This window comes from Microbacterium sp. CFBP9034 (genome assembly GCF_034045255.1).
Lineage (GTDB): Bacteria > Actinomycetota > Actinomycetes > Actinomycetales > Microbacteriaceae > Microbacterium.
In genome coordinates, this window is the sequence record NZ_JAXCWC010000001.1 from 687869 (window position 1) to 706291 (window position 18423).

An 18423-nucleotide genomic window follows, 5' to 3' on the forward strand; every position below is an offset into this window, starting at 1 on the left:
CAAAGCATGTTCTCTCGTGCAAACCATGCGCCCGACGGCGACAGGGCGCGCCCGACGGCGACAGGGCGCGCCCGACGACCGCGCAGCGACCCGGGTCAGGCGCCGCCCAGCGCCTCGGTCACGACGGCCCGCGCCTGCTCCTGCACTTCGGCGAGATGCTCGGGGCCGCGGAGGCTCTCGGCGTAGAGCTTGTAGACGTCCTCGGTGCCCGACGGGCGCGCGGCGAACCACGCGTGCTCGGTCTGCACCTTGAGCCCGCCGATCGCGGCGCCGTTGCCCGGCGCGTGCGAGAGCTTCGCGGTGATCGGCTCGCCGGCGAGCTCGGTGGCGCTGACGGCCTCGGGGGCGAGCCGGCCGAGCGCGGCCTTCTGCGCAGGCGTCGCCGGGGCGTCCACCCGCTGGTACGCGGATGCCCCGAACGAGGCCTCCAGCTCGGCGTAGCGCTGCGACGGCGTCTTGCCCGTGACCGCGAGGATCTCGGCGGCGAGCAGGCAGAGCAGCAGCCCGTCCTTGTCGGTCGTCCACACGGTGCCGTCCGTGCGCAGGAACGACGCACCGGCCGACTCCTCGCCGCCGAATGCGACCGACCCGTCGAGGAGCCCGGGGACGAACCACTTGAACCCGACGGGAACCTCGAGCAGCGGGCGGCCCAGCGACTCCGCCACGCGGTCGATGATCATCGACGAGACCAGGGTCTTGCCGATCGCGGCATCCGTCGGCCATCCGTCTCGGTGCGAGAACAGGTAGTCGATCGCGACGGCCAGGTAATGGTTGGGGTTCATCAGCCCTGCGTCGGGCGTGACGATGCCGTGCCGGTCGGCGTCGGCGTCGTTGCCCGTGAGGATGTCGTAGTCGGCGCGCTTGGCGACGAGCGAGGCCATCGCCGACGGTGAGGAAGGATCCATGCGGATCTTCTCGTCCCAGTCGAGCGTCATGAACTTCCAGGTCGGGTCGACGTCGGGGTTCACGACCGTGAGGTCGAGGCCGTGCACCTCGGCGATGAGCGCCCAGTACTCCACCGATGCGCCGCCCAGCGGATCGGCGCCGATGCGCACCCCGGCCGAGCGGATGGCGTCCATGTCGATGATGTTCGCGAGGTCGCGCACGTAGGCGTCGCGGAAGTCGTAGTCGCCGATCGCGTCGCCGTCGAGGTCCTTGAACGGTGTGCGCGCGACGCCCTCGAGGCCTGCGGCGATGAGCGCGTTCGCGCGGTCTGCGATCCAGCCTGTGGCGTCGGTGTCGGCGGGGCCGCCGTTCGGCGGGTTGTACTTGAAGCCGCCGTCGCGGGGCGGGTTGTGGCTCGGCGTCACGACGATGCCGTCGGACCGGCCCTCGTCATCGAGCGCCCGGCCACGGTTGTAGGTCAGGATCGCGTGGCTCAGCGCCGGGGTCGGAACCCACGAGTCGCGCGAGTCCACGCGCACATCGACGCCGTTGGCGACCAGCACCTCGATGGCGCTCCGCTCCGCGGGGAGCGACAGGCCGTGGGTGTCGCGGCCGAGGAACAGCGGACCCCGGATCCCCTGCGACGCGCGGTAGTCGACGATCGCCTGGGTGGTGGCCAGGATGTGGGTCTCGTTGAAGCTGGCCGAGAGCGACGAGCCGCGGTGACCGCTCGTGCCGAAGGCGACGCGCTGCTCGGGCACAGCGGGATCCGGCTTGGTGTCGTAGTAGGCGGCGATCAGTTCGTCGACGTCGATCAGGTCGGAGGCCTCGGCGGGCTGTCCTGCGCGGCTGCTCATGCTTCCAGTCTGCCCCGTACGGCGCGCATCTGTCCCGCCTGAGCCCTCGGAAGTCGCCGTTGCCGTGCCTCAACTCCGTCGATTCGGCCTGGCCGGCGGGTGCCGAACGGCGCGTTTCCGCACCGGCGCCGCGCGCCGACTCACGGCCTGCCGGAGATGTGCACGTGGATAGGCTGGCACGCGTGACATCCGAGGCACTCGAGAGTGCGACATCCGCCCCCACCCGCCGGACGTACAGCTACCTGGGCCCGGCCGGCACCTTCACCGAGGCCGCGCTCGCGCAGGTGCCCGAGGCCTGGGGGCAGGAGTGGCGGCCCGTCCGCAACGTCGGCGAGGCGCTGGCGGACGTCGTCGAAGGCCGCTCCGACGCGGCGATGATCGCGATCGAGAACTCCGTCGACGGCGGTGTGTCGACGGCTCAGGATGCCTTGGCCACCGTTCCGGGGCTCCGCATCGTGGGCGAGTACCTGGTGCCGGTGGAGTTCGTTCTCGTGGGACGCCCCGGCGCGAAGCTGGAGGACGTCTCGCTCGTTGCGGCGCACCCCGTCGCCTACGCCCAGTGCCTGCAGTGGCTCACGCGCACCCTTCCCGCGCACGCGCACATCCCCGCGGCGAGCAATGTCGCGAGTGCGATGAGCCTGCTCGACGGATCGAGCGACGCGGATGCCGCGATCGCCCCGCCAGGGATCCTCGAGCACCACGAGCTGGAACTCCTCGCCTCGGCGATCGGCGACAACCAGAACGCCGTGACCAGGTTCGTGCTCGTCAGCAGGACGGTGTCGTCGCCCCCCCCGACCGGTGCCGACAAGACCTCGCTCATCGCCGAGCTGCCCGACGACCACCCCGGCGCCCTGCTCGAGATGCTCGAGCAGTTCGCGACCCGCGGCATCAACCTCTCGCTCCTCGCCTCGCGACCGATCGGCGACGCCCTCGGGCGGTACCGGTTCGTCATCGACGCCGACGGCCACATCGAGGACGAGCGGATGGCGGACGCGCTCCTGGGACTGCGCCGCTTCAGCCCGAAGGTCGTGTTCCTCGGCTCCTACCCCCGCGCCGACCGTGCCGTGGTGCGCTACCCCGACCGCTACTCCGACGACGTCTTCGTCGAGGCGCGCGACTGGCTGCGCGGCCTCCTCAGCGGAGAGCCGGACGAGGGATGAGCGCCGCCGCCGAGCCGTTCTCCTTCGACCCCGGCAACGAGGTGCACGCGCGCACGCTCGCGCGCCTCGACAGCGAGCAGGTCGGCTGGTTCGGGACGATCGGCCGGGACGGATTCCCGCACGCGGTGCCGGTCTGGTTCCTGTGGCGCGACGGCAAGGCGCTCATCATGAGCGAGCCCGCCACCGCGAAGGTGCGCAACCTCCGCGCGAACGAGCGCGTGCTCCTGCACCTCGAAGCAGGCGCCGACGGCGAGCAGCTCACCGTCCTTCGGGGCACGGCCGCGATCTCGTCCGAGCCGTCGTCCGCCTGGGTCGACCGCATCGAGGAGGCCTACACCGCGAAGTACGACGCGTGGCTGCAGCGTCTGAACCTGACGACGAAGACGATGGCCGACCGCTACTCGGCGCTCATCGAGGTCACTCCCCACAAGCTCATCGCCTGGTAGCGCGCAGCCCGGGTGCCCGCCGGCGCCGGCCCGCGCCGACCTCAGGCCGAGCCGGAGACGAGCAGCTCGAGGGTCTGCACCCGGCCGGGGGAGGCATCCATCGGCTCGTTCTCGTAGGAGCCGGCGATCGGCGAGATCATGATCTCGTCCACGCCGTGCTGGGCGGCGAAGGCGTTCAGGCCGGCGCGCACGGACTCGGCGGTCCCGACGAACCATCCCGCCCGGGCCGACGCCATGAGCGACTCGGCCAGGGCGTCGAAGTCGGCGGCGCCGGCGATCGACTGCTCGATCGTCTCGAGAGCGAGGAGCGGCTTGTTGGCGCGCAGGCGTGCGGTCATCCGAAGGTAGGGGAGCGCCCGGGCGTCGGCCTCCTCCTCAGTCGGCGCGGCGAGCACGTTCGCGGTGAGGAAGGTGCGGGGCTCCGCCAGGGTCTCCGACGGCCGGAAGCCGGTGCGGTACAGGTCGAGCGCGCGCTCGAGGCCCTGACCGGAGAAGTGGTTCGCGAACACGTAAGGCAGCCCCATCGACGCGGCGAGCTGCGCCGAATAGTCGCTCGAACCGAGGAGCCACACCTCGGGAACGGTGGTCGCCGCGGGCGTCGCGCGCACGTCGTAGGTGCCGCCCGAGGTGAAGCGGACGCTCGCCCCGTCGGCCGACACGAGCGAGAGGATGTCACGCACGTGGTCGGGGAAGCGCTCGACGTCGCTCGTCGTGCCGCTCTGGCGGAGGAGCTGCGTGATCACCGGGTCGGACCCGGGCGCCCGCCCGAGGCCGAGGTCGATCCGGCCGGGCGCGAGGGCCTCGAGCGCCGCGAACTGCTCGGCGACGATGAGCGGCGAGTGGTTGGGGAGCATCACGCCGCCCGAGCCGAGGCGGATGCGCGACGTGCGGGCGGCCGCAGCGGCGACGAGCACCGGAGGCGTCGTCGACGCCACGGAGGGCATGTTGTGGTGCTCGGCGAACCAATAGCGGCGGTAGCCCAGCTCGTCGGCCCGGGCGACGACCGCGAGGGATGCCGCGACCGCCTGTGCGCTCGTCTGGCCGGTGCGCACCGGCACGAGGTCGAGGACGGACAGGGACAGGGCGGAGGTGGCAGTGCTCATCGCTGATGCCAACCTCCGCCCCGTCCCGGGCATTCCGCCGTACCGGATTCAGGAGACACGCCGTGCCGAGCCGTCCTGGCTCGGCGCGCCGTGCGCATCTTCCTGAATCCTGTACAGCGACGCGGGACTACCCGGCGGCGCGCAGGTCCGCGAGCGTCGTCGTGCCGATGTCGCTCACGTTGCCGACGGCGTCGGTTGCGCGGAACGACACGACGGATGCCGCATCCGTCCGGATCGGGCCGGTGTACTCCGTCCACTCGACGGTCACCCGCCCGTTCTTGCTGACCGAGTACTCCACGCTCGTGACCTCGGAGCGGATGTCCGTCGCCTCGAGCACGATGCGCTGCCGCTGGTCGATCGAGGCCGTCACGGTCGGGGCGACCGCGTCCTCAATGAGCCCGGCCGCGCGGAAGTGGTCGGAGTGCACCGTGAAGGAGTCGACGAGATGCGGCATCCAGCAGGCATCGTTGTGGCGTCCTTCCGGGTAGACCTCCCACGTGTGGGCGACGCCCTTCGCGGTGAGCGTGGCGCTCATCGTGCGGGCGGCGTTGTCGAAGCGGTACTCGTCGAACTCGCAGGCGTCGAAGTAGAAATCGAACCGGTTCAGCTGCTCTGTCGTCATCCCGGCGACCTGCGTCAGCGGAGTCGGCAGACCCGAGTTCGAGAAGCTCAGCGCGCCGATGTGCGAGGCGAGCGACGAGAACGTGTCGGGGTTGGACAGTCCCATCGAGAACGCGCCGAAGCCGCCCATCGACACCCCGGTGAGCCCGCGGAACTCCCGCTGCGGGAGCGTGCGGTACTCGGCGTCGACGAGCGGGACCATCTCGGTGAGGAACATGCTGCGCCACGGCGTGCCGCCATTGAGCTGGTCGGCATACCAGAGCGACTCCCCGTCGGGCATGATCACGATCGACTCCGCGAGGCCTTCTGCCCAGAGCCCGTCGAGCACGTCGTCGATGTCGCGCGGCTCCCACTCGCGGCTGCCGCCGTTGATGCCGTGCAGCAGGTAGACGACGGGGTACTCCCGGTTCGGCTCGTTCAGGTACGACGGCGGGAGGTAGGTGACGAACTCGCGCGGCTGGCCCTCGAGCTCGGAGTCCACCGTCTCCCGGAAGAAGCGCGAGCGATTGCCCGTCTCGCGCAGGGTCGTCGGCGAGAAGCGCAGGAACTCCTGGGCTGCCGGCTGGAACACGTGGCTCTCACCGTCGCGCGTGCCGACGATCGAGCGGTTCGTGTCGACGATGAGGTCGCCGTCCTCGCCGACCACGACCTCGACCTCGCCGTCGCTGAGCGACAGGGTGCTCGATTCCGCGATCCAGTCGCGCAGCTCGCGCTCGCGGCGCTCCTTCGAGCGGCCGTCGTGGAAGTAGGACGCGTCGAGCGTCGCCAGGTAGGCGTCGATGTCGCCGGCGGCCAGCGCGGCCTTCTGCGTGGCCAGCACCGCTTCGACCGCCGAGGTCTGCGACTCCGAGGCGAGCGGTCCGGTGATGCCGTAGACGTTCTCGCGCACGGCGTCCTTGGAGAAGATCCCGACCGGGCCGCCGTACCAGCCGCCGCCGCCGTTCATGTCGTAGAGGCGCACCGCGAGGGTGTTCTCACCGCCGAAGTTCGGGGCGTCGGCCGGTACGGGGTAGAGCCGCTTCTCGAACCACTGGCTGCTGGCGGCCGGCGGCATCGTGCCCGATCCGCCGATGCGCACCCCGTTGAGGAACGCCTCGTCGACGTCGTCGAGGAACCCGAGCGAGGCCACCAGGTTGGTGCCCTGCGCCTCTGCGGGCAGCGTGAAGTCGAGCCGGTACCAGCCGAAGCCGTCGTAGCTCGCGAACGGCGTCCCGTCGCCGGGAACCTGGATGTCGGCCCACGCGGAGTCGTCGAACCCGGGGTCGGCGTACGCGGGGCTGTCGCCCTTCACGAACTTCCACGTGCCCTCGAGGTCGATCGACACGGTGGCCGGGGGAGCCTCGGCCGCGACGGCCGGGGGTGAGGTGAGAACGGATGCCGCGATCAGCGTGATCGCGCCGGCGGCGACGGCGCTGAGACGCCGTCTGGGTGTGGTGGTCTTCACGAGCTCCTACTTCGTTGTCGGGCTGTGCGGGCGACGGTCGTCGTCGTTCGCGGTGTGTGCACGTTCACAGCGACGGGCAGAGATCCCTGTGAACGTACACAGAGGCTGTCAGCATCCGTCGCCGCTGTCAAACACCGGGTGCCGGGCGCCAGTGCGACCGCGGGATCAGGCCGATCCGCGCCAGACGACGGGGCACTCGAGCAGCCTGCCGCCCGAGTCGGGGTCCTCGCCGCGCAGCTGCCGCAGCACCGATTCGGCGGCGGCGCGGCCGAGCTCGTTGGCGGGCTGGTGCACGGTCGACAGCGGGGGATCGCACCGCAGCGCCCAGGAGCTGTCGTCGAACCCGACGATGCCCACGTCTCGCGGGATGACCCGGCCGGCGGCCTGGAGCACGTCCATGGCGCCGGCGGCGACCGCGTCGCTCGAGGCGAAGACGCCGTCGATGTCGGGAGCCCGCTGGAGGAGCGCGCGCATGCCGGCCTGGCCGTCGGAGTAGGAGTACAGCGGCACGCGTTCGACGAGCTGCGGGTCGAAGCGGTTGCCGAGGGCATCGACGAAGCCGGCGAGGCGGTCCGAGCCCGAGTCGCGGTCCAGGGCCGCGGCGACCATGCCGATCCGCTGGCGACCCGTGGCGGCGAGGCGCGTGGTGATCTCCCGTGCCGCGCCGCGGTTGTCGATGGCGACGTACGCCGCATCGCCGATGTCGCGGGGGTGCCCCACGAACGCCGCGGGCAGATCGAGCTTCGCGACCGCGCGGGTGATGGGGTCGCCGACGCGCGCCGAGACGATGATGACGCCGTCGATCAGGCCGCCGCTGAGGTACCGCGCGAGGCGGTCGATGTCGCGCGACGAGTCGGCGATCAGGAAGGACAGCTGGTAGTCGGCATCGGACAGCGCGGCGTTCGCCCCGAGCAGGATCGAGCCGATGTTGGGATCCTCGACGAACAGCGAGTGCGGCTCGTGCACGATGAGGCCGATCGCCTGCGAGCTCTGCATCACGAGGCTGCGCGCGGCGCGGTTGGGGATGAAGCCGACCTTCGCGATCGCCGCGTCGATGGCGGCGCGCGCCTCGTCGGAGACGTAGGGCTGACCGTTGAGCACGCGGCTGACCGTGCCGCGCGAGACGCCCGCCTCGGTGGCGACATCCTTGACGGTCGCGCGACGACGGCGGGTGTTGGTCTCCACGGCCCCATCGTATGTGCGCGAGCACACCGCGACGGTGACGTGTTGACAGGAATCGGGACCGTGCCTAGTCTGTACACGTTCACAGAACCTCAACGCAGAGGAATAGCGTTCGGATCTGTGCACGTTCACAGATCCGAGGAGAACATGACGGCCCCCGCCCGCCCCTTCGAGCACGACGGCATCGCGTTCGGCTGCGACTACAACCCCGAGCAGTGGACGCCCGACGTGTGGGACGAGGACATCGCGCTGATGACGGTGGCCGGAGTCGATCTCGTGGCCATCAACATCTTCGGCTGGTCGCACCTCGAGCCCCGCCAAGGGGAGTTCGACTTCCGCGGGCTGGACGACATCATCGGGCGGCTGCACACCGCGGGGATCCGGGTGAACCTCGGCACCGGCACGTCCTCGCCGCCCGCCTGGCTGACCCGTGCGCACCCCGAGATCCTCCCCATGGCCGAGGACGGCACGCGTCGCTACCAGGGCGGTCGCCAGGCCTGGTGCCCCAGCTCACCGGTGTTCCGCGAGGCGGCGCTGCGGCTCGTGGATGCCGTCGCCCGGCGCTACGGCAGTCACCCGGCCGTGTCGCTCTGGCACGTGTCGAACGAGCTCGGCTGCCACAACGCCCTCTGCTACTGCGACGAGAGCGCCGCCGCCTTCCGTCGGTGGCTGCGTGAGCGGTACGAGACGCTCGACGCCGTCAACGCGGCGTGGGGCACGGCCTTCTGGAGTCAGACGTACGGCGACTGGGACGAGATCCTCCCCCCGCGGCTGACCCTCTCGACCCGCAACCCCGGGCAGTTCCTCGACTTCCACCGCTTCAGCTCGGACGAGCTCCTCGCGCACTATCGGGCCGAGGCCGCCGCCATCCGTCCCGTCAGCGATCTTCCGATCACGACGAACTTCATGGTCACCGCGCACATCGAGAACCTCGACTACTGGTCGTGGGCGGACGATATGGACGTCATCGCGAACGACCACTACCTCGATCACCGCCTGGCCGCGCCGGGTGCCGAGCTCGCGTTCGCCGCCGACCTGTCCCGCGGCCTCGGCGGCGGCGCGCCCTGGATCCTCATGGAGCACTCCACCGGCGCGGTCAACTGGCAGCCGCTGAACAAGCCGAAGGCGCCGGGCGAGATCATCCGCAACTCACTGACCCACGTCGCCCGCGGCGCGGACGGGGTCTGCTTCTTTCAGTGGCGCGCCTCGGTGCAGGGCAGCGAGAAGTTCCACTCCGCGATGCTCCCGCACGCCGGCACCGACAGCGCCGTCTGGCGCGAGGTCGTCGAGCTCGGCGGCATCGTCGACCGCATCGGCGAGGTCGCCGGCTCCCGCGTCGACGCGCAGGTCGCCCTCGTCTTCTCGTGGGAGTCGTGGTGGGCCACCCAGACCGAGTCGCGTCCCAGCCAGTCGCTCGGCTACCTCGATCAGGTCCACGCCGCCTACCGGGCGCTGCACGACCTCGGACTCACGGCCGACATCGTCGCCCCGGGCGCGGATCTCTCGGGGTACCGCCTGGTGGTCGTGCCGGGCCTCCACCTCGTGCGGGCCGGCGAGGCCGCCGTCATCACCGACTGGGTCGCGGCGGGAGGCACCGCCCTGGTCACGTTCTACAGCGGCACGGTCGACCAGGACGATCGCGTGTGGACCGGCGGCTACACCGGTCCGTTCCGCGATGCCCTCGGCATCCGCATCGAGGAGTTCGCCCCGGTCGCAGCGGGCACGCCCCTGACCCTGAGCTCCGGAGCGACGGCCGGCCTCTGGTCGGAGCGCGCGCGTATCACGACGGCCGAGGTCGAGGCATCCTTCACCGACGGACCCTCGGCGGGACACCCCGCGATCACCCGCAACGCGTGGGGCGACGGCACCGCCTGGTACCTCGCCACGCTGCCCGAGCACGCGCACTACCGAGAGCTGCTCGGACGCCTCGCCGCCGAAGCCGGCGTTCGTCCGGCCGCGGTCGTCCGAGGAGGGGACGGCGCCCTCGAGATCGTGCGTCGCAGGCGAGCGGATGCCTCGTACCTGTTCGTCGTCAATCACGCAGACGCCGCCGCGTTCGTGACCGCCGAGGGCGTCGAGCTCGTCACCGGACTCGCGGTGTCACGAGAACTCGAAGTGCCCGGCGGCGCCGTGCGCATCATCAGAGAGGAGGCGGCCGCATGACCGCCACAGAAGTCCTCGTGACGCGAGGCTCGCGGGCCTCCCGACCACGCGGCGCCGTCCGGCGCCACACCCCGCACAAGGGTGCGATCGCGATCTTCACGGGTCCGTTCGGCGTCCTGTTCCTGTTCTTCTACCTGATCCCGATCGGGTACGCCGTGTGGCAGTCGCTGCTCGTCGTGCAGCGCGACGGCACCTACGGCGCGCCGACCGAGGTCTTCGGCGGCCTCACGCAGTACCTCCTGGTGTTCCAGAACGCGCCGTTCTGGGAGTCCGTCGGGCGCGTGCTGCTCTTCGGCGCCGTGCAGGTGCCGGTGATGCTCGGACTCGCGCTGCTGTTCGCACTGCTCCTCGACTCGCCCGCGCTCAAGGGCAAGAAGTTCTTCCGGCTCGCCTTCTTCGCGCCGTACGCGGTGCCCGGCGTCATCGCCGCCATCATGTGGGGCTTCCTCTACTCGCCCAACCTGTCGCCGTTCACCGACGTGACCCAGACCATCGACTTCCTGTCGCCGCAGCTCGTGCTGTGGTCGATCGCCAACGTGGTGACGTGGGTGTTCGTCGGGTACAACATGCTCATCATCTACTCGGCGCTGCTGGCCATCCCGTCGGAGGTCTACGAGGCCGCGCGGCTCGACGGCGCCGGGCAGGTGCGCATCGCCTGGTCGATCAAGATCCCGATGGTCGCCCCGGCGATCATCCTGACCGCGGTGTTCTCGATCATCGGCACGCTCCAGCTGCTCGCCGAGCCGCAGGTGTTCCGGTCGTTCAGCGCGGCGGTGTCGAGCACGTACACCCCGAACATGACGATCTACGCGACGAGCGCGATCCCCAACACCCACCTCGCGGCGGCGTTCTCGGTGGTGCTGGCGCTCGCCACCTTCGTCCTGTCGTTCACGTTCCTCAAGCTCACCCAGCGGAAGGCGGCCGAGTCATGAGCATGCTCACCCGCACGCGCGGCGCGACCGCCGACGACCTGAGGCCCTCTCGCGGCCCGCGGGAGAGCATCCTCTCGCGCGGCGCAGCCCTCATCGTCATGGGCGTGTTCACGCTCTACTTCCTGGTGCCCATCTGGTGGCTGTTCATCGCATCGACGAAGGACCGCGGCGATCTCCTCACCACGAACGCCCTGTGGTTCTCCGACTGGAACTTCTTCACGAACGTCGGCGACCTCCTCGCCTACAACGACGGCATCTACGTCCGCTGGCTGGTCAACAGCCTGGGATACGCGGGGATCGGGGCGCTGCTTGCCACGATCGTCGCCGGCATGTGCGGCTACGCGCTGGCGAAGTACCGGTTCCGCGGCCGTGAGGCGTTCTTCAACGTCGTGCTCGGCGGCGTGCTCGTGCCGGCGACCGCGCTCGCGCTCCCGCTGTTCCTGCTGTTCAGCCAGGTCAACCTGACCAACACGTTCTGGGCGGTGCTCCTCCCGAGCATCGTGAGCCCGTTCGGGGTGTACCTCAGCCGCATCTACGCCTCGGCGAGCGTGCCGGACGAGCTCATCGAAGCCGGCCGCATCGACGGGGCGGGCGAGGTGCGCACGTTCTTCACCGTCTCGGTGCGCCTGATGACGCCCGCCCTCATCACGGTGTTCCTGTTCCAGTTCGTGTCCATCTGGAACAACTTCTTCCTGCCGCTGATCATGCTGCGCAGCCAGGAGCTGTTCCCGGTGACGTACGGCCTCTACTCCTGGAACACCCAGCTCAACCAGATCCCGGAGCTGCGCACCTACGTCCTCGTCGGCTCGTTCCTCTCGATCGTGCCCCTCATCGTCGCCTTCCTCCTCCTTCAGCGCTTCTGGCGCAACGGCCTCGGCACCGGGTCCGTGAAGTGAGTCCCCGCCCGGCGGGCCTGCCCGCCGGCATCCCTGTAAATCCCGCATCACCCGATCAAGTTAGGAAGATCATGCAGCACACCAAGAGAGCAGTCGTCACAGGCGTCGCACTGCTCAGCGCGCTCACGCTCGCCGGATGCGCCGCCGGCGGCGGCAGCACCGACGGAGGCGTCGACGCCGCCGCGTGCGCCCCCTCCGACGGAGACGTCACCCTCGAGTTCACGTCGTGGATCCCGGGCATCGAAGACGTCGTGGCCACCTGGAACGAGGCGAACCCCGACATCCAGGTCGAGGTCCAGACCGGTCCGAACGGCAACGGCGGCACGTACCAGAGCTTCTTCAGCCAGCTCGAGGCGGGCAACGCCCCCGACCTCGGACAGATCGAGTACGACGCCCTCGCGAGCTTCCGCGTGCAGGACGGCCTCGAGAACCTCGCGGCGTGCGAGGACGTCGTCGCCGCCGAGGACGAGTTCATCCCGTGGACCTGGGGCCAGGTCACCCTCGGCACCGAGGACGGCGTCTACGGCGTGCCGCAGGACTCCGGTCCCATGGCGCTGTTCTACCGCTCCGACCTGTTCGAGGAGAACGGCATCGAGGTTCCCACCACGTGGGAGGAGTACAAGGCCGCCGCCGTCAAGGTGCGGGAGGCCGGTGGCTACATCACCAACTTCTCCACCGCCGACATCAACCAGTTCGCGGGCTTCGTGTGGCAGGGCAACGGCGACTGGTTCACCAACGACGGCGAGGAGTGGACGGTCGACCTGACCGGCGAGGAGTCGACCACGGTGGCCGACTACTGGCAGGAGCTCCTCGACGAGGACCTCGTCGCCACGTACCCGGCATGGACCGAGGAGTGGAACAACGCCTACAACTCCGGTGAGGTCTGGACTTGGAACTCCGCCGTCTGGGGCGCCAACTCCATCTCGTCGGGTGCTCCCGACACCGCCGGCAACTGGTCGGTCGCACCGTCCCCGCAGTGGGAGGCCGGCGGCGAGAGCTCGGGCAACTGGGGCGGCTCGTCGATCGCGGTCTTCAAGGGCACCGATCACCTCTACGAGGCCACGAAGTTCGCGCTGTGGCTGAACACCTCCGACGAGGCGCTGACCGCGCTGAACGAGTCGGCGAACATCTACCCCGCCACGACCGCGGGCCTCGACCTGCCGTCGCTGCAGGAGGGCGTCGAGTTCTACGGCGGTCAGAAGATCTACGACGTGTTCGCCGAGGCTGCGGCCCAGGTCAACCCCGACTTCGTGTGGGGACCGACCATGACGCAGACGTACGCCGACGTGTCGGACGGCTTCCAGAAGGCCGTCACGGGTCAGGGAACGCTCCTCGAGGCCCTCGAGGCCGCGCAGGAGTCGACCATCGCGACACTCGAGGCGCAGTCGATCCCGGTCGCGGAGTAAGCACCGAGTGATCCATCACCTCCGCGCCGCGGGAGTCAGCCTCGTGCTCGACTCCCGCGGCGCGGGCGTTCCGGTCGTGGTCCACTGGGGTCGCGACCTGGGCGCCCTCGCCTCCACCGACCTCACTGCTCTCGCGGACGCCGTCGTCCCCGCCGTCGCACCCAGCTCCGTCGACGTCCCGCTGCGCTTCTCGCTCCTTCCGACGCTCGCCGACGGCTGGACGGGGCATCCAGCCGTCGCGTTCGACGGTGTGCGCGCAGCGCCCCGGCAGCTCGAGACCTCGCGCGACGGCGACGTCGTCGTCTCGGAGAATGCGATGGCGGATGCCGTCATCACGGCCCGCCTCGAGCTCACTCCGGAGGGCGTGCTGCTCGTCTCGCACACGGTGCGCAATGCGGGCTCGGCACCGCTCCTGCTGACCTCGGCCGGAGTGGCGCTGCCGATCCCGGATCGGGCCCGTGAGGTGCTCGACTTCTCCGGACGCTGGGCGGGAGAGCGGCACCCGCAGCGCGTGCGGTCCGGCCACGGCGTGTGGCTGCGCGAGTCGCGGCACGGTCGCGGCGGCCACGACGACCCGTTCCTCATGGTCGCCGGCACCGAAGGCTTCGGCTTCGGGTCGGGCGAGGTCTGGTCGAGCCACGTCGCCTGGAGCGGCGACACCCGCCAGTGGTTCGAGCGGTCCGACCTCGGCCCCGCCGTGCTCGGCGCGGGTGAGCGCGCCGAGCTCGTGACGCTGGGGCCGGGAGAGTCGTACGCCGCCCCGACCGTGGTCGCGACCTGGTCCGGAACCGGGCTCGACGGCCTATCCGATCGCCTGCACCCCTGGATCCGCTCCTGGTCGACGATCGATCGGCCCCGGCCCGTGACCCTCAACACGTGGGAGGCGGTCTACTTCGACCACTCGCTGGCGCGGCTCGAGCCCCTCGTCGCCCGTGCCGCGGAGGTCGGGGTCGAGCGCTTCGTGCTCGACGACGGCTGGTTCCTCGGGCGCACCGACGACCGGCGGGCGCTCGGCGACTGGACCGTCGACCCCGAGCGCTGGCCCGACGGGCTGGGCCCGCTCGCCGCGCGCGTGAACGCCGCGGGCATGGAGTTCGGGCTCTGGGTCGAGCCGGAGATGGTGAGCCTCGACTCCGACCTCGCGCGGCGGCATCCGGAGTGGCTCCTCACCGATCCGGGATCGGTGACGTGGCGCTGGCAGCATGTGCTCGACCTGTCGCTGCCCGAGGTGGAGCAGCACCTGTTCGAGCGGATCGACGCGCTGCTCGCCGAGTATCCGATCGCCTACCTCAAGTGGGACCACAACCGCGATCTGCTGGTGGAGGCCTCACGCCCGCAGGTGCTCGGGCTCTACCGGCTGCTCGACCAGCTGCGCGCGGCCCACCCGTCGGTCGAGATCGAGTCGTGCGCCTCGGGCGGCGGGCGGATCGACCTCGAGATCCTGCGCCGGGTCGATCGCGTGTGGACGAGCGACACGAACGACCCGCTCGTGCGGCAGGGGATCCAGCGGTGGACGGGGATCGTCGTGCCGCCGGAGTACCTCGGCTCGCACGTGGGCGACGCCCGGGCGCACACCACGGGCCGGGTCGCCGGGCTCGGCTTCCGGCTCGCCACGGCGCTGTTCGGGCACGCGGGCATCGAGTCCGACCTCACCCGGGTGGGGCCCGACGACCTCGAAGCGCTGCGCACCTGGACGCGCGTGCATCGCGAGCACCGTGCGCTGCTCCACGGCGGCCGGGTCGTGAACGTCGACGTCGCGGACGACGCGGTGCTCATCCACGGCGTGGTCGCGCACGATGGGTCGCAGGCGCTGTTCTCCTACGCCGTGCTCGACGCGACCGACGCCGCGCTGCCGGCACCGGTGCGCTTCGCCGGCCTCGACGCCGCTCGCACCTATCGCGTGCGGACCCTCGACCTCGGTGCCCCCACGACGGCGGTTCAGGATGCCGCGCCCCCGTGGCTCGCGGACGGCGTCGCGCTCCCGGGCACGGTGCTCGTCGAGGTCGGGCTCCCGATGCCCCTGCTGACCCCGGGCTCGGCGCTGGTCCTGCACCTGGAGGCGCTCGCCGACTGACCCGTCGCGCTGGCCCTGCCCTGCCTCCCTCGCCCCGGCCTCCCTCGCCCGGGTCTCCCTTGCCCCGGTCTCCCTTGCCCCGGTCTCCCTCGCCGAATGCACACACTTTGCACGAGCGCACATGGTTTCCCCGGGCAAACAGTGTGCGCTCGTGCAAAGTGTGTGCGCTCGGCGAGGGCGTGGGGCGCCGGCGTGCTCGCGCGGCTTCGGTGCCTTGAGTTCGGTCTCGCCGGGCAGCCCTCTTTGCCGAAAGCGCATAGTTTGCACGAACGCACATGGTTTCCCCGTGCAAACGGTGTGCTCTCGTGTAAACCATGCGCTCTCGGCGAGGTCGCGAGTGGCGTCGGCGCGCTCGACTCGAGCCACGCGGGCAGGAGCCGGGGCGTCAGTCCCGCGGCGCGCGCTTCATCGCGTCGTACGCGGCCAGCGCGGCCTGGCGCGTCTCGCGGAGGTCGACGATCGGCTCGGGCGGATCCTCCGACAGGTGCTCGGGCGCCCACTGCCGCACGTAGTGTCCGTCCGCGTCGAACTTCTTCGCCTGCAGCTCGGGGTTGAACACCCGGAAGTACGGCGCGGCATCGGCGCCGGATCCCGCCACCCACTGCCAGTTGAAGGGGTTGTTCGCGGCATCCGCGTCGACGAGCGTGTCCCAGAACCACTCCTCGCCCCGGCGCCAGTCGATGATCAGGTTCTTCACGAGGAACGATGCCGCCACCATCCGCACCCGGTTGTGCATGTAGCCGGTGTGCCACAGCTCCTTCATTCCCGCGTCGACCAGGGCGACGCCGGTGCGTCCGTGCTGCCAGGCCGCGAGGCGCGTCGGTGCGAGCCGCGGCCAGGGGAACCCGTCGAACTCCGCGCGCAGGTTGCGGGTTGCGAGTTCGGGGAAGTGGAAGAGCGTGTGCCACGCGAACTCGCGCCAGCCCAGCTCCGACAAATACCGCCCACCGGCCCCCGCCGCGATCGTTTCGTGCCACACGGTGTGCGGACTCACCTCACCCCACCGCAGCCTCGGCGACATCAGCGACGTCGCGCCCGCCGAGGGCTCGTCCCGGGCGCGGTCGTAGGCGCCGATGTCGTGCGTCAGGAACTCCCGCAGCCGGCGCCGCGCAGCGGGTTCGCCGGGCTCCCACGTCTCCCGGAGTCCGCCCGCCCAATCCGGATCGCGGGGGAGCAGGTCCCACTCATTCAGGTCGTCCGACGCGAGCGGATGCCGCACCCCGGCGACCTCCCTCGGCTCGGGCAGCGGCGCGCGCGGCGTCGGAAGCGCGAGGCATGCCCGCCAGAACGGCGTGTACACCGAGAAGTGCGTCCCGGCGCCGGTCTTCACCGTCCACGGCTCGAACAGCAGCGACCCGGCGAACGACGCGACCTCGACACCGTCCTCCCGAAGAGAGGCCTTCAGCGCGGCATCGACCTCACGCTCGGGGCCGCCGTAGCGACGGTTCCAGAACACGGCGGCGGCCGAGGCATCCGCCACCGTCTCCCGAATGATCCGGTCGGCCGGGCCCCGGCGCAGCACGAGGGTGCCGCCGCGCTCGGCCAGGCGCTCGGCGAGAGAGGACAGCGAGTGATGCAGCCACCAGCGGGCCGCTCCGCCGAGAGGTCGGATGCCGGGGGACACCTCGTCGAGCACGTAGAGGCCGATGACGGGCTCGCCCCGGTCGAGCGCGGCACGGAGCGCGGGATTGTCGGCCAGGCGCAGGTCGTCGCGGAACCAGACGATCGACGGGCTGGGCATGGTTCCATCCTGTCGTGCCGCCCGGCCGACCGGTCGGGGTTGACAGGGGCCCGCGTCGCAGATTCAGGAGACACCCCGGGCCAGGCCGGGCGGCAGGGTGTCCGGATCGGCGTGTCTCCTGAATCCGGTTCGGAACCGACGTCCCGCGCGTGTGGCGGCCGCCGGACGAGGCGTTCCTCGCCCGTTGCCCCGCCGGCCTCGGGCTTGTCATAGATTCAGGAGACACGCCGAGCTCGCGGCCTTCACAACGGCCGACCGCGGCGTGTTTCCTGATTCCCGTCCGCCGAAGGCCGCCCGAGCGGGCCTGCCGCGACTCTCCACGCGCAACGCCGGCGAGACGCCTTGCGCCATACTTGCGCGATCCTGCAACTTCTTGCGTACACTGAGCGCCATGTCGAAGCGTCTCGCCGAAGTGGCACGCAAAGTCGGAGTCAGTGAGGCGACTGTCAGTCGGGTGCTGAACGAGAAGCCCGGGGTGTCGGATGCCACCCGCCAGGCCGTGCTCACCGCGCTCGACGTACTGGGCTACGAGCGTCCGACCAAGCTCCGCGGCGAACGAGCCCGCCTCGTCGGCCTGGTCCTGCCTGAACTGCAGAACCCGATCTTCCCCGCGCTCGCCGAGATCATCGGCGGCGGCCTCACCCAGAACGGGTACACCCCGCTGCTGTGCACCCAGAACTCGGGCGGCATCACCGAGTCCGACTACATCGACCTGCTCCTGCAGCAGCAGGTCTCGGGCGTCATCTTCCTCGGCGGCAACTACAGCCAGGCCGATTCCGCGCACGAGCACTACGCGCGGCTGCGCCAGGTCAACCTGCCGACGGTCCTCGTGAACGCCCGCATCGCCTCGCTCGACTTCGCGACGGTGTCCACGGATGACGCGGCCGCCGCCGAGCAGGCCATCCAGCACCTGCATCAGCTGGGCCATCGGCGGATCGGCATGCTCCTCGGGCCGCTCGATCACATCCCCTCGCAGCGAAAGCTCGCCGCCGCGCGTCCGCTGCTCGAGCGCCTCGGCACACCGCTCGACGACGCGCTCGTGGTGCGCGGCCTGTACTCCCTCGAGTCCGGGCAGGCCGGAGCTACGCGGCTCTTCGCCGCCGGTGCCACCGCGATCGTGTGCGCGAGCGACCCCCTCGCGCTCGGCGCCGTTCGCGCGGCGCGCCGCGGCGGGCTGCGGGTGCCGCAGGACGTCAGTGTCGTCGGTTTCGACGACTCGGCGCTGATGAGCTGCACCGACCCGCCGCTGACCACGGTCCGGCAGCCGATCGAGTCGATGGGGCGCACGGTCATCGAGCTTCTCCTCTCGCAGATCGCCGGCACGACGGAGCCCGGCGACGAGCTGCTCTTCGAGCCCGAGCTCGTGCTGCGCTCCTCGACCGGTCCCGCCGCCTGAGCTGACCACTCGCTGCGGGCCACCCGCTCTGCTCGTTCCCGCGGTGATGCGCCGGGAAGCTGGTCGATGCCAGGCCGCTGCCCCCAGCGGAGCGGGATGCCCTGTTCGCCGAGCTGG

The 18423-nt window shown here is 70.7% G+C and carries 13 protein-coding genes; 8 read left to right on the plus strand and 5 right to left on the minus strand.

All coding sequences use genetic code 11. The features are described from left to right. Nucleotides 1-95 precede the first annotated feature (95 nt). Complete coding sequence (gene pgm / locus SOM19_RS03060) at nucleotides 96-1742, minus strand: phosphoglucomutase (alpha-D-glucose-1,6-bisphosphate-dependent) (protein ID WP_320485080.1); 1647 nt, start codon at nucleotides 1740-1742, stop codon at nucleotides 96-98. Nucleotides 1743-1924: 182 nt separating this feature from the next. On the opposite strand from pgm, the gene pheA reads away from it, so the two are divergent. Both pheA and SOM19_RS03070 read left to right on the plus strand, forming a co-directional pair. Continuing rightward, nucleotides 1925-2902, plus strand: a complete 978-nt coding sequence (pheA, locus tag SOM19_RS03065; protein WP_320485081.1) for a prephenate dehydratase — start codon at nucleotides 1925-1927, stop codon at nucleotides 2900-2902. Next, complete coding sequence (locus SOM19_RS03070) at nucleotides 2899-3348, plus strand: pyridoxamine 5'-phosphate oxidase family protein (RefSeq protein ID WP_320485082.1); 450 nt, start codon at nucleotides 2899-2901, stop codon at nucleotides 3346-3348. The genes pheA and SOM19_RS03070 overlap by 4 nt, the downstream gene beginning before the upstream one ends. 41 nt (nucleotides 3349-3389) lie before the next feature. Here the strand turns inward: SOM19_RS03070 and SOM19_RS03075 are convergent, their stop codons facing one another. The 3 genes from SOM19_RS03075 to SOM19_RS03085 form a co-directional block, all read right to left on the minus strand. Continuing rightward, nucleotides 3390-4451 (minus strand): LLM class flavin-dependent oxidoreductase, encoded by a 1062-nt coding sequence (locus SOM19_RS03075; protein ID WP_320485083.1) that lies wholly within the window; start codon nucleotides 4449-4451, stop codon nucleotides 3390-3392. Between the two features lie 127 nt (nucleotides 4452-4578). Continuing rightward, nucleotides 4579-6516 carry an alpha/beta hydrolase-fold protein gene (locus SOM19_RS03080; RefSeq protein ID WP_320485084.1) on the minus strand — a complete coding sequence of 646 codons (1938 nt, stop codon included), beginning with the start codon at nucleotides 6514-6516 and terminating at the stop codon, nucleotides 4579-4581. Between the two features lie 165 nt (nucleotides 6517-6681). Further along, complete coding sequence (locus tag SOM19_RS03085) at nucleotides 6682-7701, minus strand: LacI family DNA-binding transcriptional regulator (protein ID WP_320485085.1); 1020 nt, start codon at nucleotides 7699-7701, stop codon at nucleotides 6682-6684. A 144-nt stretch (nucleotides 7702-7845) separates the two neighbouring features. Here SOM19_RS03085 and SOM19_RS03090 point away from each other — a divergent pair, with 144 nt between their 5' ends. From SOM19_RS03090 to SOM19_RS03110, 5 genes are all read left to right on the plus strand, one after another. Next, complete coding sequence (locus SOM19_RS03090) at nucleotides 7846-9861, plus strand: beta-galactosidase (protein ID WP_320485086.1); 2016 nt, start codon at nucleotides 7846-7848, stop codon at nucleotides 9859-9861. Then, nucleotides 9858-10793 (plus strand): carbohydrate ABC transporter permease, encoded by a 936-nt coding sequence (locus SOM19_RS03095; protein ID WP_320485087.1) that lies wholly within the window; start codon nucleotides 9858-9860, stop codon nucleotides 10791-10793. Before SOM19_RS03090 ends, SOM19_RS03095 begins: the two co-directional genes overlap by 4 nt. Continuing rightward, nucleotides 10790-11689, plus strand: coding sequence for a carbohydrate ABC transporter permease (locus SOM19_RS03100; protein ID WP_320485088.1), 900 nt, complete (start codon nucleotides 10790-10792; stop codon nucleotides 11687-11689). Before SOM19_RS03095 ends, SOM19_RS03100 begins: the two co-directional genes overlap by 4 nt. Nucleotides 11690-11760: 71 nt before the next feature. Continuing rightward, entirely contained in the window at nucleotides 11761-13095 is a 1335-nt protein-coding gene (locus tag SOM19_RS03105; protein ID WP_320485089.1) for an ABC transporter substrate-binding protein, read from the plus strand. A 7-nt stretch (nucleotides 13096-13102) separates the two neighbouring features. Continuing rightward, on the plus strand, nucleotides 13103-15169 hold the full coding sequence (locus SOM19_RS03110; RefSeq protein WP_320485090.1) for an alpha-galactosidase: 2067 nt from the start codon (nucleotides 13103-13105) through the stop codon (nucleotides 15167-15169). A 385-nt stretch (nucleotides 15170-15554) separates the two neighbouring features. On the opposite strand, the gene SOM19_RS03115 is transcribed toward SOM19_RS03110, so the two are convergent. Beyond that, the gene (locus SOM19_RS03115; protein ID WP_320485091.1) at nucleotides 15555-16910 is read right to left on the minus strand and encodes a cryptochrome/photolyase family protein; all 1356 of its coding nucleotides are present in this window, start codon (nucleotides 16908-16910) and stop codon (nucleotides 15555-15557) included. A gap of 391 nt (nucleotides 16911-17301) precedes the next feature. Between SOM19_RS03115 and SOM19_RS03120 the strand changes: the two genes are divergently transcribed. Next, nucleotides 17302-18306, plus strand: a complete 1005-nt coding sequence (locus SOM19_RS03120) for a LacI family DNA-binding transcriptional regulator (protein ID WP_320485092.1) — start codon at nucleotides 17302-17304, stop codon at nucleotides 18304-18306. The last annotated feature ends 117 nt before the right edge of the window (nucleotides 18307-18423 follow it).

What these genes read in the sequence shown, in the direction of transcription:
- pgm (WP_320485080.1), bottom strand. Translation starts at nt 1,742, where the DNA reads ATGAGCAGCCGCGCAGGACAGCCCGCCGAGGCCTCCGACCTGATCGAC.
- SOM19_RS03070 (WP_320485082.1), top strand. Translation starts at nt 2,899, where the DNA reads ATGAGCGCCGCCGCCGAGCCGTTCTCCTTCGACCCCGGCAACGAGGTG.
- SOM19_RS03075 (WP_320485083.1), bottom strand. Translation starts at nt 4,451, where the DNA reads ATGAGCACTGCCACCTCCGCCCTGTCCCTGTCCGTCCTCGACCTCGTG.
- SOM19_RS03090 (WP_320485086.1), top strand. Translation starts at nt 7,846, where the DNA reads ATGACGGCCCCCGCCCGCCCCTTCGAGCACGACGGCATCGCGTTCGGC.
- SOM19_RS03095 (WP_320485087.1), top strand. Translation starts at nt 9,858, where the DNA reads ATGACCGCCACAGAAGTCCTCGTGACGCGAGGCTCGCGGGCCTCCCGA.
- SOM19_RS03100 (WP_320485088.1), top strand. Translation starts at nt 10,790, where the DNA reads ATGAGCATGCTCACCCGCACGCGCGGCGCGACCGCCGACGACCTGAGG.
- SOM19_RS03105 (WP_320485089.1), top strand. Translation starts at nt 11,761, where the DNA reads ATGCAGCACACCAAGAGAGCAGTCGTCACAGGCGTCGCACTGCTCAGC.
- SOM19_RS03115 (WP_320485091.1), bottom strand. Translation starts at nt 16,910, where the DNA reads ATGCCCAGCCCGTCGATCGTCTGGTTCCGCGACGACCTGCGCCTGGCC.
- SOM19_RS03120 (WP_320485092.1), top strand. Translation starts at nt 17,302, where the DNA reads ATGTCGAAGCGTCTCGCCGAAGTGGCACGCAAAGTCGGAGTCAGTGAG.